Annotated in this window: 10 protein-coding genes and 1 pseudogene; 3 read left to right on the plus strand and 8 right to left on the minus strand. The window is 63.6% G+C overall.

The features are described from left to right. Positions 1 to 243 precede the first annotated feature (243 nt). On the plus strand, positions 244 to 2,370 hold the full coding sequence (locus AXK11_RS04100) for an alpha-glucuronidase family glycosyl hydrolase (RefSeq protein ID WP_231865751.1): 2,127 nt from the start codon (positions 244 to 246) through the stop codon (positions 2,368 to 2,370). A 6-nt stretch (positions 2,371 to 2,376) separates the two neighbouring features. On the opposite strand, the gene AXK11_RS04105 is transcribed toward AXK11_RS04100, so the two are convergent. The 4 genes from AXK11_RS04105 to AXK11_RS04120 all read right to left on the minus strand — a co-directional run bounded on the left by AXK11_RS04105 (position 2,377) and on the right by AXK11_RS04120 (position 7,944). Beyond that, positions 2,377 to 4,083: a GH35 family beta-galactosidase gene (locus tag AXK11_RS04105; RefSeq protein WP_197456797.1), complete on the minus strand. Its 1,707-nt coding sequence runs from the start codon at positions 4,081 to 4,083 to the stop codon at positions 2,377 to 2,379. Positions 4,084 to 4,212: 129 nt separating this feature from the next. Further along, entirely contained in the window at positions 4,213 to 5,466 is a 1,254-nt protein-coding gene (gene tilS, locus AXK11_RS04110) for a tRNA lysidine(34) synthetase TilS (protein ID WP_068629588.1), read from the minus strand. Between the two features lie 26 nt (positions 5,467 to 5,492). Further along, positions 5,493 to 6,875 (minus strand): serine--tRNA ligase, encoded by a 1,383-nt coding sequence (gene serS, locus AXK11_RS04115; RefSeq protein ID WP_068629590.1) that lies wholly within the window; start codon positions 6,873 to 6,875, stop codon positions 5,493 to 5,495. Between the two features lie 91 nt (positions 6,876 to 6,966). Beyond that, a complete protein-coding gene (locus AXK11_RS04120; protein ID WP_068629591.1) occupies positions 6,967 to 7,944 on the minus strand; it encodes a glycosyltransferase family 9 protein in 978 nt (325 codons plus the stop codon). Positions 7,945 to 8,081: 137 nt separating this feature from the next. Here AXK11_RS04120 and AXK11_RS04125 point away from each other — a divergent pair, with 137 nt between their 5' ends. Together AXK11_RS04125 and AXK11_RS10180 are read left to right on the plus strand one after the other, a co-directional pair. Then, positions 8,082 to 10,241: an LpxL/LpxP family acyltransferase gene (locus AXK11_RS04125; protein WP_068629593.1), complete on the plus strand. Its 2,160-nt coding sequence runs from the start codon at positions 8,082 to 8,084 to the stop codon at positions 10,239 to 10,241. A gap of 44 nt (positions 10,242 to 10,285) precedes the next feature. Next, complete coding sequence (locus AXK11_RS10180; protein WP_068629595.1) at positions 10,286 to 12,250, plus strand: ABC transporter ATP-binding protein; 1,965 nt, start codon at positions 10,286 to 10,288, stop codon at positions 12,248 to 12,250. A 229-nt stretch (positions 12,251 to 12,479) separates the two neighbouring features. Here AXK11_RS10180 and AXK11_RS04135 read toward each other — a convergent pair whose 3' ends face one another. The 4 genes and pseudogenes from AXK11_RS04135 to AXK11_RS04145 form a co-directional block, all read right to left on the minus strand. After that, positions 12,480 to 14,396 carry a TonB-dependent siderophore receptor gene (locus AXK11_RS04135; RefSeq protein ID WP_082780874.1) on the minus strand — a complete coding sequence of 639 codons (1,917 nt, stop codon included), beginning with the start codon at positions 14,394 to 14,396 and terminating at the stop codon, positions 12,480 to 12,482. 63 nt (positions 14,397 to 14,459) lie between these two features. Then, positions 14,460 to 14,636: a hypothetical protein gene (locus AXK11_RS09710; RefSeq protein ID WP_156469191.1), complete on the minus strand. Its 177-nt coding sequence runs from the start codon at positions 14,634 to 14,636 to the stop codon at positions 14,460 to 14,462. 230 nt (positions 14,637 to 14,866) lie between these two features. Beyond that, the gene (locus AXK11_RS04140) at positions 14,867 to 15,328 is read right to left on the minus strand and encodes a tRNA (cytidine(34)-2'-O)-methyltransferase (RefSeq protein ID WP_068629623.1); all 462 of its coding nucleotides are present in this window, start codon (positions 15,326 to 15,328) and stop codon (positions 14,867 to 14,869) included. A gap of 273 nt (positions 15,329 to 15,601) precedes the next feature. Beyond that, positions 15,602 to 15,852, minus strand: a pseudogene (locus AXK11_RS04145) (homoserine kinase); the annotation flags it as partial.

The raw sequence follows: 15,852 nt of genomic DNA on the forward strand, positions 1-15,852 counted from the left end.
GGGAGGGGGTAAGCGGGGTTGGGTAAAGCCACACCAACGCGGGCGGGCACGCAGGGGTAGAACGCACAGAAAGCGCGGGGCAGGACTTGGGCTATAGTCGAGCAAGGCTCAAGTCTACTGTTAGCGCGCAACGACACTTCCGACGAGCAATTGGGCACGTTTTGATCTGTTGCGTGGAGATACTCCCAAATCCCCCGACGCCCGATGCGCTGCTTTCTACCCATACTCTTCGCCGCTGTTCTAATGTCCCCTTCTCACTACGCCGAAGATGGTTACGCACTCTGGTTACGCTACCCACGGCTGGCTCCCGATAGCACCAGCCCCGGCGCAGACGAGTGCCCCCGGTTTACTATTATTTTGGCCACACCAACCGGCCAAGAAACACCCACGCTCGCCTTGGCTCAAGCTGAGCTCGAAACCGCACTCCGCCACCTTTACGGTCAGCCCCCCTTGGTGCGGCTCGAAGCAGTTGACACCGACTCGTTGCCTTACGCGCTCCGCGCAAACGACACCAAAGCCCGCGAAGGGTTCCTCATCGCCCCGTTTACCACCAGCCCGCAAAACAACACCTCGTCCTCGCCCGTGCTCCGCATCGCGGCAGCAAGCGACACCGGTATCCTTTACGGAGTCTTCGCGCTGCTACGCCAGCTACAGCTTAGCGACCAGCCCTTCAGCAATATCGCTATCACCAGCGTTCCGAGCATCGCTCACCGGCTGCTCAACCACTGGGACAATCTCGACGGTTTCGTAGAACGCGGCTACGCGGGAAACTCACTTTGGCGCTGGGAAGAGTTACCCGATGAACTTGATCCACGCTATCGCGACTACGCCCGGGCAATGGCTTCGCTCGGGCTAAACGGCACCGTGCTCAACAACGTCAATGCCGACGCCCGCATCCTCACTACCGAATACCTGCTCAAAGTGGCCGCACTCGCCGACCTTTTCCGAGCCTACGGCTTGCGGGTTTATTTGAGTGCGCGGTTTAGCGCACCAATCGAAATCGGCGAGCTCCACACCGGCGACCCACTCGCCACTGAGGTCGCCGCATGGTGGCGCGCCAAGGCAGCCGAGATCTACGCGCTCATCCCCGACTTCGGTGGCTTTTTGGTAAAGGCCAACTCCGAAGGGCAACCCGGCCCGCATGACTACGGCCGCAGCCATGCCGAAGGAGCAAACATGCTCGCCGAAGCACTCGCCCCACACGGCGGGATCGTCATCTGGCGCGCCTTTGTCTACTCGCCCGACAATAAGACCGACCGCGTTAAACAGGCCTATAACGAATTTCTTCCTCTGGATGGTAACTTCGCGCCCAACGTCGTCCTCCAAATCAAGAATGGCCCGCTGGACTTCATGCCGCGTGAACCGTTTTCGCCACTCTTCGGCGCGATGCGCCAAACCCCGCTGGCTGCCGAGCTACAAATCACCCAAGAGTACCTCGGCCAACAACACCAAGTCGCCTTCCTTGCACCGATGTGGAAGGAGTTCCTCACATCCGAAACCTACACGCAGGGTCCCGGCTCTACGGTCGCCAAGGTCATTGATGGTACGCTGAACGGCCACCCATTGAGCCTAATCTCCGGTGTAGCCAATACCGGCAGTGATCGCAATTGGACAGGGCACCCACTCGCCCAAGCTAATTGGTACGCCTACGGGAGGCTCGCTTGGGATCACACACTCACCAGCGGGAAAATCGCCCACGAATGGGCGCAGCTCACATTCCGCAACGCCCGCTCATTCGACCCCGAAACTGTAGAAACGATTGAGAAGCTGCTACTCGGCTCGCGCGAAACAGTCGTCAACTACTCCATGCCACTCGGGCTTCACCACATCATGGCCACGGCTCACCATTACGGCCCGGGCCCTTGGGTAGACAACCTGCACCGCGACGATTGGAACCCCACTTACTACCACCGCGCCGATGAGCAGGGACTGGGCTTTGACCGCACAGCGACCGGCTCCAACGCACTCTCCCAATACGCCCCTGAGCTCCAGACCCTCTGGGGAAACCCCGACACTTGCCCGCCCGAATTCCTTCTTTGGTTTCACCACCTGCCTTGGGATTACCGACTGAGCACCGGTCACACACTCTGGGACAAGCTCTGCCTGAGCTATCAACAAGGCGTCGAAGAAGCACAAGCGATGCTCTCCACTTGGGAAAAGCTCGCAGGGAAAGTCGACACGGAGCGCTTCACTGACGTTCGGCAGCGGCTCGCTCGCCAAGTCACCGACGCCATTACCTGGCGCGACTCCTGCCTCCTCTATTTTCAAACTTTTTCCAAGCGCCCGTTCCCCGCTGGGGTTGAGCCGCCTCCCCATTCACTCAGCTATTATCAATCTCTGCGCCCTGAAAGTACCCCGGGCAACCCTTGATGAGCTTCAGCGGTATCGATAAAGCCGCACTCGCTGGATACAAAAACGGCCCGGCTCCAACCGCACATGGCGGCCCTGATGGGTTTGATCCCCATTTAGCCAGCGGACGTGCTGCCAGTCTCCGTGCTCGTCGAAACGCCCCTCCTCCACATTGAGTAACCCCGCTTGCCAAGCTCCCGTTTCAGCCGATGCAAAGGTCAAGGTCAGCCCCATTCCTGCAAAGAGAAATTCGTCCTCGCCTAGCATGAGCACCAGCCCCCCAGCCGGGGACAGCTGGCCCGGCATCGCGCCAGCGACACCCACTCCATCGAAAACGGAGTTATCCTGCCCAACGATAACCGCTCCCCCCTCTCCCAGAGAATACGGAGCAGTGTGCTCAAAGTGAGCGTAAATGGTCCAGTTTCCTAAGCGCACTTGCTGCGGCTGCTTGGTCTCTGCGCTCTCTTTTAGGAGTCCCGCGCTTTGGCGCGCACCGCTCTTCTCATGAGAAGGCCTGAACAACGGGGTAAGTTGGCGAATGAGGTCATAGCTCGCCGCCAGATAACTGGCCGTCGGCTCGGGGGTAGACTCGATTGCAAAAGGCGAAAACCCTATCGCGCGGTGCTCACCCAAAACATAGAGCGCATGAATCGCCGCCTCGTTGCTGCGAAGTGCCTCTGGGATAAAGAGCGGATTAGCGTCCCGAGCATAGTGTCGAGCCCAGTAAGTGAAGTTTTGGAAGTAAATATCCGGCGCCAAAAACGAGAGCGATGGAGCTCCTGCTCGCCACACATCGAACAAATGCGGAAGCGGCCCTCCACTCGGGTACTGCCCCGGCTGATAGCCCGGGCGAATGAGTGCTGCGTTCGTATAAAGCGGCAACGCGAGCTCGGCTAACCCGGCTGAGGCGACCTGTTCCGTATAACACGCAAATTGCCACGCCATGAAGATCTCTTCGGCCTCCACACCTTCACCGAAAACCTCTGCCCAAGTCCCCTCCTCAATATGCGCTCCCACTCTTGCCCTTCCTCTGAGCAACTGGTTCGTCGCAAGCGAGTCGCTCGCCGCGCGCTCACGCAGGGACTTCAACAACGCGGCGGGAACTGGCCCGCTAAACGCTTGATCCGCCTCTGGTCGATGATCGCGCGGCTCGGGAATCATCCCGATCTCATTTTCCACCTGCACCAAGATGACCGTATGTTCGCCATCATTTTCGCGGAGGTAGCGCATCAACGCCGCAAAGGCACGGGAATCGGCTTCAGCATTGGCCGCGACAAAGGGCGACAAAATCTCGTGAGCACGTCCCGCTGAATCAAGTACACGCGGGAAGCGCATCGTATCACGCTTTACCCACGCAGGCACGTAAGCCGACATACTGTTTTTCCACGAGCCAAACCAGAGTAACACCAACCGCATGTCATTCGCCCGCGCATCGGCTAGTAAGCCCTCTACCGTCGCAAAATCGAACTGGCCCTCTTCCGCTTCGATCAGGTTCCAATAAACAGGGGCAAGGACAGTGTTGAGGTTTAGCGCGCGCAGCTTCGCCCAACTAGGTCGCAGGTAGTCCGGCTCACCGTGAGAGTTCGAAAGCTCTCCTCCCCGCACAAAAAAAGGCCGCCCATCGACGATCAGTTGCCCCTCTCGTAGATGTGGGACTGAGGGTTCGGCGGAGGCGGCAAAAACGGTCATGGCAGAGCAAAGCAGGCCGAGGGAAATAGAGAAGTAGGCACTCACTTGGAGGGGGGGCAGAAAACAGAACCAAGCAATTCCTCCTCGCTCCACATTCTCAAAACCAGTGCTGCGCTAACTGTTGACCGTGGTCATCAAAGCTACACGCACAAGCAACCTGAACGACCGTCTCCCCTAACGGGTGCGCGGCTCGAAGTGCAGTATGCCGCGGCGGATGAGTGCGAAGCCGCCCGCGCCCAAGCTCTGCCGCGTGCTCTGCCCGCGCTCCACTGCGGCGAGCAAGTGTTCGAAGGCCGCGCGGGAGAGCGCGGGTGCGCCTGCGAATTCGCGCAGCCAGCGGTGCAACACCCGCCGCAGCACCGCTCTCGGCACAGGGGCCAATTCGCGCAGGTTGAGCCCCAGCGACGCGCGACCAACGGAAGTGCGTCCAGTAGAAAGGACAAAGACCTCCTGTGCCCAGGCGTCCAGGGCGGCGGCGTCTTCGTCGATCCGCTCGCGGGCGAGGGCCATGCCCGCGAGGGCGTCGCGCCCTCCCGCCCCTCCCGCTCCGCCCGCTGCGGCCGCTGCGGCCACCAGCGCAGGCAGCACATCACGCCGGATGCGGTTGCGAAAGAAATCGCCCTCCGCGTTCGTGGCATCCTCCCGCCAGGGGATTTCGCAGTGACGCAGTGCCGCTTCGATCTGTGCGCGCGACAGCGTGAGCAGCGGCCTCAGGTGCACTCTCCCCTCCCGCCCGCCACTCACGCCCCCATCGACGCTCCCGCATCGGCCGCCCCGAGCCTGCCGCTCCCGCCCTACTGTTTTGCCCTCCTGCGCTGCATCGGCGTTTTTTTCTTCACCGCTGCGGATCAGCTGCACGGGGCGCGGCGCAGCGAGGCCGCCCGGCCCACTGCCGCGTGTCAGCCGCATGAGCAGGGTTTCCGCCACGTCGTTTTGCTGGTGGCCGAGCCAGAGCAATCGCGCGCGCGCGGCGGCCATTTTTTTGGCAAAAAACGCAAAGCGCGCCTCGCGGGCCTGCGCTTCGCTGCGCAGCGCAAGTGCGGCGGGCCGCCCGCCCCCCTTCCCTCCAGCCCGCCCCACGGCCAGCGGCACGCCCAGCGCGCGACACAATTTTCTGCAAAACTGCTCGTCCTCATCTGCCGCGGCACCGCGCAGCCGGTGGTTATAATGCAGCGCGAGCAAGTCGCCGCGCCTCGCGGGCCAATGCGCCCACAAGAGTAACAGGAGCGCAACCGAGTCTGCCCCGCCGGAAAGGGCGACCGCCCAAGGCTTGTGTGCTGAGGACGGCAGCGCAGATGCGGCTGCGGGCGGCTCCGCGGGCGGCGGGCCCGCGCCAAACGAAAGCGCCTGCTGCTCCAGTCGCCCGATTGGCAAAAGTGCCGCGAGCGCAGCCGCTTTTTCCCGCACACTGGCCGAGGTGAGTTTCACGGCACGGCGCCCCCGTTTTCTTCCGCTTACGCGAAGCTCAGGTACTCGTCGCCGAAATGGGGCACGAGCGCAGCGGGCAGCTTTACGCGGCCATCGGCTTGCAGGTTGTTTTCCAGCAGCGCGGCGAGTACGCGCGGCACGGCGAGACCCGAGCCATTGAGCGTGTGCACGACCTCGGGGCGGCCCGTCTCCGCCGAGCGGTAGCGGATCTGCGCTCGGCGCGCCTGGAAGGCCTCGAAGTTGGAGCAGCTCGACACTTCGAGCCAGCGCGCCTGGCCGGCGGCCCAGACTTCGAGGTCGTACTTCTTCGCCTGCGCAAAGCCGAGGTCGCCGCCGCACATCAGCAACACGCGGTAGGGCAGCTCCAGCTTGCGCAGCAGGGCTTCGGCATCGGCGCGCAGCCCCTCCAGCTCAGCGTAGCTGTGCTTCGGGTGCACCCACTTGAGGAGCTCGACCTTGTCGAACTGGTGCAGGCGGTTGAGGCCGCGCACGTCCTTGCCGTAGCTGCCCGCCTCGCGCCGGAAGCAGGGGGTGTAGGCGCAGCGGCGGATCGGCAGCGCGGACTCATCGACGATCTCGTCGCGGTAAAAATTGGTCAGCGGCACCTCGGCGGTCGGCACGGCGTAGAGCGGCTCGCGCGTCTCGTACATTTGCCCCTCCTTGTCGGGGAGCTGGCCCGTAGCGGTCGCGCTGGCCGCGTTTACAAAAATCGGCGGCGAGACTTCGAGATAGCCCGCCTTCGCGTTTTCGCTCAGGAAAAAGTTGATCAGCGCGCGGGCGAGCCGTGCCCCCTGACCGATGAAAAACGGAAAGCCCGCGCCGGTGACTTTCGCGCCGCGCGAGAAATCAAAGAGCCGCTCAAAGCCGGGGATCTCCCAGTGCGGGCGCAGCGCGTTTTGTTGCGCCTCGCCGCCAACACCGGCGGCTGCGGCATCTGCGGCAGTGGCCGCAGTGACGGCCGCGGCGCCCGTCGCGTCAGGCTCAGACGAGGCCCCGGCGAGGGCCTCGCGAAATGAAACGGTCGCGGCCCCCCACTCGGCGACCGTCTGGTTTTCCTCCGGTGTGCGACCTTCGGGCACGCTCGGGTGCGGCAAGTTTGGCAGCGAGAGCATGGCCTCGCGCCAGTGCTCCTCGGTCTCCTTAAGCTGGGCTTCCTTTTCCTTCACGGTCGCCGAGGCGGCCTTCATCTCCTGCACCTTCGCCAGAAACTCGGGCGAGCCTTTGGGGAGCGCGGCCATCGCTGTGTTGGCCGTTTTCTGCGCGGCGCGCAGGCTCTCGACTTCGCTGACCAACGAGCGCCAGGCCGCGTCCAGCGAGAGCACCGCGTCGAGGTCGATATCGAGGTGTTTTTTGGCAATGCCGGCGCGGACGAGTTCGGGGGACTCACGCAATAATTTCGGATCGAGCATGGGGGAAAATCAGGAGGGCGCCGCAGCGGGTTTCTATTCAGGTGGGAAAAAGGAGAATGGGGCTGCATCGCCGGATACAGGACGACCTTTTTTACTGGCCGCCCGACTGGGCCAGGCGGAGCTCGGCGGCCTGCATTCGCCCATAGACTTCCTTGGCGGAGATCAGGCTCAGCGCAGGGGCGCGGACGACGAGGTTGGTCGGTCGGGTCAAGGGGTACGGCCCATAGCGCGCGGGATCCGTCGGCCCAAAGATGCCCAGTGTTTTAACGCCGAGGGCGGCGCCCAGATGCATCGGCCCGCTGTCGTTGGAGACCACCCAGTCGCTGCGGCGGATCAGCTCGGGCAGCGACACCAGGCCCGTATTGCCCGTGAGGTTCAGGAAGCGGTCACCCGGCAGCCCCTCGCGATCAGGGATATATTTATCGCCCGCCCAAATCACGCGCCGGTGCAGCCGGTCGCCAAAAAGCAGGTGCTGGGTGAGTTGCAGGAAACCGCCCCACTTCTTCTCCGCGCGGCGGCTATCGGGAAACATCAGCACGGGCGGGCGCAGTTTTCCGGAGGCCGCGCTCGGCGCGAAGCCCGGGTGCAGCGTCTCCGAGGCGCGGAAGACCAGGTCGCCCGCGAGCTCGGGCCTGGCACCGAGGATCGGGCAAAACTGGAGCAGGATATCGATCGCATGCGCCCCCTCCCCCGCGGGCGGCAGTGCGATTTTTTCGTCATAAAAAAGCCCCGCAAACTCGCGCGAATCCCAGCGACCTACCTTGCGCTGGGCGACGCTGCGCGAGGCCATCAGGCCCGTGCGCAACAGCCCCTGCATGTCGAATACGTAGTCAAACTTCGTTTTGCGCAGCTCGCGCATCAGCCGCGAAAACCCGGAGAGCCCGCCCTTGCGCTCAAAAGTGTAGACGTGATCGACCGCAGCGCAGGCGTGCACGAGCGGCGCAAAAATCTCCCGCGCAATCCACGAAATCCGAAGGTCGGGCCGCTGAGCCTTAAGCGAAGTCGCCACCTGGAGCGCGTGGACGATATCGCCGAGCGATGAGGGCTTGATGATCAACAGTTCGGTCATGGGCGAGGGCGGCGGGAGGGAGGCGGGAAGGCGGCGCGAAGAGGCCGGGGAAAATCTGCTTTTGACCGAGCCCCTGCAACCTTTCATGGACGACTGACTTAAAAAAGTAACGAAGCCCACCTGTCCCCCCGCCCCGCGTGCTAAAACTCCTCATCCAGACTACCGGCTGGCTCGTCGCCCACACGCCGGAGTGCGTGCTGCGCGGGGCGACAGCGGTACTCGCCGAAGCCGTGCTGCTGCTGCGCCGCCGCCTCATCCTCTCCAACCTGCACCACGCCTTCCCCGATTGGAGCGAGCCCGCCCGACGCGCCACTGCCCGCCAAAGCTGCCGCCGGATGGTCGAGACTGGCCTGCTCTCGCTGGCGACGCCCTTTATCCCGCTGCACCGGCTGCGCCAGATCGTGAGCAACAGCGACGCGATGAATGCGCTCGTCGCCTCACAACAAAGCACCCCGCGCCCGCATGTGCTCGTCACCCCGCACTTCGCCTACTGGGAAGCCGTCACCTGCTTCCCCGTTGCGGTGCCGAATCTGAACTGGAAGCCGCGAGAAGACACCGAGAGTCCCGATGCCCAGACGTACGACCAGCGGGAGTACGCCCAAAAAAACGGTCGAATGACCGCGGAGTTTGCGGCGATTTACCGCCCGCTCAAAACGCCCTCGCTCGACGCGTGGCTGAAGCGCACGCGCGAACGCTACGGCATCAGGCTGCTCTCGCGCAAAAAAGGCTTTCAGGAAGCCATCGCCATCCTCCGGCGCGGTGGCGCGGTGAGCATCCTCTTTGACCAAAACGCGGGCGACATCGGCGCCCTCTCGACGCTGCTGGGCCGCGTCTGCTCGACGACGGAGCTGCCCGGCCTGCTCGCCCACAAATTTGCCGCGCCCGTCGTCGCCGTTTACGCGATACGCCGCGCATTCTGGCGGATCGAAGTCCACGCCGAAACCGTGCTCCCCGCCTCCGGCGATGCCAGCAGCGAGTCCGTCACGCTCGCGCTCAACCGCTGGCTCGAAGAAAAACTGCAAACCGACGCCAACGCCTGCGCCTCCTGGCTCTGGGCGCACGCGCGCTGGAAAAACCAGAGCGCGCCCGACCGCCGCCTGCGCTTCACCGCCAAGCGCAACCTGCTCGCTGCCGACCTCGCCGCACGCCACAGCGGCAGTGCGACCGGCCAAAGCACCAATGCCGCCGAATCGCGCCCCCGCCCCACTGCCGAGCCGCCCGCTACCGGGCCAGCCACCAACGCACGAGCCGATGCGCGCGCCCAACAAGAAGGCCCGCGCCGCACGCGCTTCTGGGTGCGCCTGCCAAACTGGCTGGGCGACGTCGTGATGCTGATCCCGCTGCTGCGCGCCCTGCGCCACAGCCGGCCCGATGCCGAGCTCACCCTGATCGGCAAGCCCCAGTTCGCGCCACTCATAGAAGACTACGCGCTGGCCGACCGCTTCGTGCCGCTGCCGCCACGCCACAGCGCGGCGAGCGGCCCGGCCTACTTCGCTGCGTTTTGGCGGCTGCGCCAGCAGTATCCCGACACGCTGCTGCTGTTCACCAACTCCGCGCGCGGCGACATCGAGGCCTGGCTCACCCGTGCGCCCCAGCGCTTCGGCATCGCCCGCTCCGGCAAGCCGCGCCCGCTGCTCACACACCGCTTCGCCCTGCCGCCCGATTACGACGAAGCCCAGCACCACCAGCTCGACCTGTGGCGCGATTTCCTGCGCCACTTCGGCCTGGAGCAGCCGCCCGACCGCAGGCCGCTGGCAACAGCCCCTCGCGATCAGGGCACGGGCACGGCACCGCGGATCGGGCTCATCGTGGGCTCGGAAAACTCCCCCGAGAAACGCTGGCCGATCCCCCACTGGGTCACGCTGATCCAGTCGCTCCCGCCCGAGCTGCCGATCACCCTGTTTGGCACGGTGAAAGACCGCACGCTCACCAGCGAAATCGCCACCCGCTGCCAGATGGGCTCGCCGCCACGCGCGCTCGAAAACCTGGCTGGAAAAACCGACCTGCCCCAATACTGCGCGCGGCTGCGCGACTGCGCCGCCCTCGTCACCAACGACACGGGCGGCATGCACCTCGCCAACGCGCTGGGCGTGCCGCTCGTCGCGCTCTTCGGCCCCACCAACCCTCGGCGCACCGGCCCCGTGTTTGACGCACCCGTCACGATCTTGCAGCCGCCCGACTGCCCGCCGACTGGCGGCGGCGCCCTCGCCTCGCTCTCTCCCGCACAAGTCCTCTCCGCACTCACCGCCCTGCTGGACGGCCGGGCCACCGGCGGCGAGACTGCGCCGTCACTCTGAGCTTCGCGCTCCCTCCCGCGCCCTCCACCACCACGCCGCCCGCCATGCCGCCGCCACTGCTCCGCGTCCGAAACCTGCGCACCTATTTCCACACCCGAAGCGGCGTGTACCGCGCAGTCGATGGCGTGAGCTTCGACCTCAATGCCGGCGAGACGCTCGGCATCGTCGGCGAGTCCGGCTCGGGAAAATCCGTAACCTGCTACTCGCTCCTGCGCCTCGTGCCGCAGCCGCCGGGCCGGATCGAGAGCGGCTCAGCCGTCTTCGACGGCATCGACCTGCTCCAGTGCAGCGAAGCCCGGATGCGCGCCATTCGCGGCAAGCGCATTTCGATGATTTTTCAGGATCCCATGACCTCGCTGAATCCCTTTATGCGGATCGGCGCACAGCTCATGGAGCCGCTCCTCATTCACGAAAAAATCTCAAAAAAGGAGGCCCGAGCGCGCGCACTCGACATGCTGCGCACCGTGGGGATCGACGACGCCGAGGCGCGGCTGCGCGCCTACCCGCACGAGTTTTCCGGCGGCATGCGCCAGCGCGTCATGATCGCGATGGCCCTGATCACGCGGCCCGACATCCTGATCGCCGACGAGCCCACCACCGCCCTCGACGTCACCGTGCAGGCGCAGATTCTGGAGCTCATCGGCACGATGCAGCGCGAGCTCGGCATGGCCGTCATCTTCGTTACGCACGACCTCGCTGTCGTCTCCCAACTGTGCGACCGCACCCAGGTCATGTACGCGGGCCGGATCGTCGAGAGCGCGCCCACGCGCCAACTCTTCGCCGCGCCCGAGCACCCCTACACCCGCGCACTCCAACGCTGCATCCCCGCACTCCAGCCCAAGGGCCGCGAGCTCTACGCCATCCCCGGGATGCCGCCCGACCTCTCCAAACCGCTCAGCGAAGCACAACTCCTCGCCCGCTTCCGCGATGTGCCGGCCCCGGGCGAAAACGCAGAAACTGGCGAGCAGGCAAGCAGCTCCGGCAGCGTTACGCCAATGCCTGATGCCCCCCCAGAAACCAATGTGTCTCATGCAGATCAGCCCGAGCCACCGGACTTCGAAAAAGCCGCCGGAACCGACCGGCTGACGGGCGGCCAGCGAGCCACCCGCCCAATAAGCAGGTCTGTGACCTTGGAGCTGCGCGACATCAAAACCCACTTCCGCGCGCGAGGCGGGGGGAACGGGAAGGGTGCGCTCGGCGGGCTTTTCCGCCGCCGCGGCGAACCCATCAAAGCGGTCGATGGCGTCAGCCTCCAGATCCGCCAAGGCGAAGTCCTCGGCCTCGTCGGCGAGTCCGGCTCGGGCAAGTCCACGCTCTCGCGCACGATCATGCAGCTCGTCCCCGCAACGTCGGGCAGCGTCATTTTTGAAGGACGCAACCTCAGCACGAGCGCCGCGCGCGACATCCACGCCACGCGCCGCCGCCTGCAAATGGTTTTCCAGGACCCCTACGCCTCGCTCAACCCACGCATGACCGTGTTCGACGCGGTGGCCGAGCCGCTCCGCGTCCACCAGATTTGCCCGCCCGCAGAAGTCGCCGCCCGCGTCGCCCAGCTCATGGAAACCGTGGGGCTCGCCCCGCGGTTCTTGCACAAATACCCGCACGAGTTTTCCGGCGGCCAGCGCCAGCGCATCGCCATCGCCCGCGCGCTCGCGCTGGAGCCCCGCGTGATCATCGCCGATGAACCGGTGTCGGCCCTCGACGTCTCGATCCAGGCGCAAATCCTCAACCTGCTCTCGCGGCTCGTGCGCGACATGCAGCTCACGATGATCTTCATCGCGCACGACCTCTCCGTCGTGAAACACATCTCCGACCGGATCGCCGTCATGTACCGCGGCCAGATCGTCGAGCTCGGAGAGGCCACCCAAATCATGGAGCGCCCCCAGCACCCCTACACCCAACGCCTCATCCGCTCCATCCCGGAGGTCGGTGACCTCCTCCATTCACGCTCGCGCGACATAAGGCGACACGCAGCAAACGCTTCCCTGCTCACGCAGGGGCCTGTTTGAGTTCTCGCTCTCTTCACGGCAGGAGCAACGCCCCGCCGCCAGATAAAAGGGGCTACGCTCCCGCTCGCGCGAAGGGCGAGGAGCCCCGGGCCACTTTGCACGCGACGAATAACTTCGCGCGATTGAGGAAACGCGCCTCCCACTTTCCCTGCTCACGCAGGGGCCGAGTTCAGCAATCACAGCGGACAGCGACAGGAGGACCTCGTCGGATAGAGAGAAGCTGCTCTCCTCAAAACTTCTGGGTGAGTGTCAGCTTAAAGTTTCGTGGCGTACCGGGGACGACCGAGACCGCACTGTAGCCGCTCTCATAATACTCTTTGCCCGCAAGGTTATTCAGGTTGAGCGTCAGGCTGAAGTTTTCACCCACACGCCAGCGCAAGAAGAAGTCCACAGTGCTGTAACCGGGCATTTCAATCCGGTTGGTAATATCCCCCTTGCGCAAGCCAACGTAAGTGTAGGCACTGCCGATCTCGAAGCCACGCGGCAACTCGTAGACCGCAAAGAGGCTGCCACTGTGTTCGGGCGCAGCAACAAGCCGGTTCCCCTGATAGCTGGCGCGATTGTCCTTGGTGACTTCAGCATCAATGTACGCGTAGGCTGCGATCAACCGCAGCGAATCAATGAGCTTGCCACTAATCTGGAGATCGAGCCCTTGGCTGCGCTGCTCGCCAACAGCGATGCTGTCGATAACCGCAGGATCAGGGTGCGGTGTGAGCACGTTTTCTTTGGTAATATGAAAAAGTGCGAACGTGCCTCCAAGCCGCCCGCCGAAGAGTTCAAACTTGCTGCCCACCTCGTAGCCCACGCCAGTTTCTGGATCGTAAACCACTCCGGTTGAGTCGGTACCATTGGGTCGGAAAGATCGCGCCGCACTGGCGAAGCTGCTGAACTGCGGCGTAAATTTGTAGAGCAAGCCCGCTCGGGGGACAGTCGCGTCGCGATTGTAGTTTGTCTTGCGGTTGTTGAAGCGATTGTGGCTGCGCACATCGACTGAATCGTAGCGCACGCCCAGTTGGCCGATCAGCCGCGTCGAAAAATGGACCTGATCCTGCGCGTTGAGCGCGTAGTTCTTCTCATGTGCCAGGCTGTTGGTTATAAAGCTGGTCATCGGCGGGCTTGGCTGACCGTGAACCGGATTTAGCGCATCAATACCGTAAGCTGCGCGCGCATCTGCCAAGGGGCGGTATTGATCGTAGCGGTACCACTCGTACTCCGCACCGATCAGCACTTGGTGCTCCCAGCCGAAGAGGGCGAAGTGCCCGTGCAACTCAGCATGGTTGTGCCAGTCGTTCCACTGCGCGTTTCGCCAACTGTAGGAGCGGGTAAAGAAAGTCGGATTCGCTGGCACTGCCGCGCCAAGCTGGGTGTAATAGCCCTGCATGTGCCCGTGGTTGATATGGGCCGCGAGCCGCAGCTTCCAACTATCGCTCACCTGCTGCTCCAGTGTAGTCTGGAACGACTGATTTTTATTTTTGAACTTACCGTCCCCGGGCTCGCCGTAGAAATTGCGAATCGGCACTTGGCCCACCTGTCCATCAATCACAGGGATGCCGCGATCAAAGGTGTTATCGTGGCGGATATACTGGCCATCGACGAGCAGCAGCGTCCTCGGGGCGAGCTGCCAGCTTAAGCTCGGCGCAAAGACGTAGCGCTGAGTCTCGACGTAATCGCGAAAGCTGCCGCTGTCTTCCAGTGCCATATTAAAGCGACTGAGGACGGCGCCACTCGCACTTAGGGGCGTATTCAAATCGAGCGTACCGCGATAATGATCCCAACTCCCCGCACTAGCTGTGATTCGGGAAAAACGCTCCGCCTGCGGCCGCTTCGTTACAAGGTTAACGATGCCGCCCGGGTCTCCGCGTCCGAATAGCCCCGAAGCGGGGCCTTTGAGCACCTCCACCCGCTCAAGGGTCGATGCGTCCGGCGCAGCGTTCAGACCGCGTCCAGTGGTAAAACCGTTGCGATACATCCCCCCCGTGGTAAAGCCGCGCACGCTGTAGAACACCATGCTGGAGCCACCGAGGTTATTGCTGCGTGTAACGCCGCCAGCGAAGTCCAGCGCGCGCTCAATCCGAGTCTCCCCCAAGTCGGCCATCACCTCAGCTGTGACAACGTTGACGGTGCGTGGGAGCTCCTCAAGCAACACGTTGGTACGCGTGGCAGTCGAAGAACGCGTTGGCCGGTAGCCTGCACCAACCTCATCACGCGCCTACACACTCAGCGGGTTGAGGTGGTAAATTTGATCGGCATCAGCAAGGTCAAGCGCATCAAGCCCACGCGCCTGCACAGGTGTAAATTCGCCGAGTACAGCCAAACCGAGCGCGGCACGGCACTTAATACCCAACAGGGCTGAATTGTAACGAGAGAAGGAACGGGGAGCATTCACAGGAACTGATCCCAATTCCCCCCAGTCTCGTACCGTCAATCCATACACTGAAATGAATTCTAAAAATCATCCTGACTACTGCCTGTTTGATCGAAAGCATGGTTTCTCTTATGATCAAGCTGACGACCTCGTAGATTTTAAATCGCTCGCGCAAACAACCGCTTTATCAAAGCCACGCCCTCGCACGCATTGGGCGACGAGCGGCCAGCGAAGCGCGAGCCGCTCGCCAATTAAAAAGGTCGAAGACCTCTGAGGGCTTCGTAGGTGGCGATGCCGACGGCGGTGGAGAGGTTGAGCGAGCGCAGCGCGGCGTTGCGCTGCGGGATCGTGAGGCTTTGGGCGGCGCCGATCTCGGCGTGGAGCCAGTCCGGTGCGCCGCTCCCCTCATTGCCGAAGACGAGTCCATCGCCATCGGCAAAATCCGCTTCCCAAAACGATTGGCTGCTCCTGGTCGTAAACAGCCACAGCCGCTGCGGCGCAAACGGGCTCGCGCGAAACGCGGCCCAGTCGGCGTGCTCATGCACGTCGAGCGAGTACCAGTAATCCATCCCGGCGCGGCGCAGGTTGCGGTCGTTGATCTCGAAGCCCAGCGGGTGGATCAGGTGCAGCCGCGAGCGCGTCACCGCGCAGAGCCGCCCGACGTTTCCCGTGTTGGGCGCGATCTGCGGCGCGTAGAGGACGATGTGAATCAGCGGCTGCAACGGGGCTTGCGCGCGCAGTGCGGCGACCGTTGGAGCAAGCGCCGCAGGCTCCGCGGCCCTCCCTGTCGAGGCATTCCCAATCACTGGTTTTTCCATCGAGGCATCATCCCCCATCGCTTCGGTCGCAGTTATCGCGGTTTGAGCTGCGATTTCGGCGTGATTTTTTTCGCGCGGCCGCATGGGTAATCCACTTGTTCGGCAAATGAGCGCACGCAGATCTGTCGTCGCGACAAAGGGGGCTCTCCCGCTCGCGCTTGTTGCCCTCTAGCTGAGGCGCAGGCCGGTGTTGTCGGCCTGCAAGATCGTGGCTTCGCAGCTTTGGCCACTCGCCCCAAAGCTCGCGCGCATGGCCTCCAGTACGCGCGCCCCTTGCTCGCGATAAGCCACGCACATGATGCTGGAGCCGCTACCGCTTAGCCAGCCTGTGAGCGCGCCTGCCGCGACGCCCGCCGCAATCGCTTCGGCGGCGCCCGGGATCGTGGGCAGCCGGTACGGCTCCCGCCTGAAAACGCTGG

The organism is Cephaloticoccus primus, from assembly GCF_001580015.1.
Taxonomy (GTDB): domain Bacteria; phylum Verrucomicrobiota; class Verrucomicrobiia; order Opitutales; family Opitutaceae; genus Cephaloticoccus; species Cephaloticoccus primus.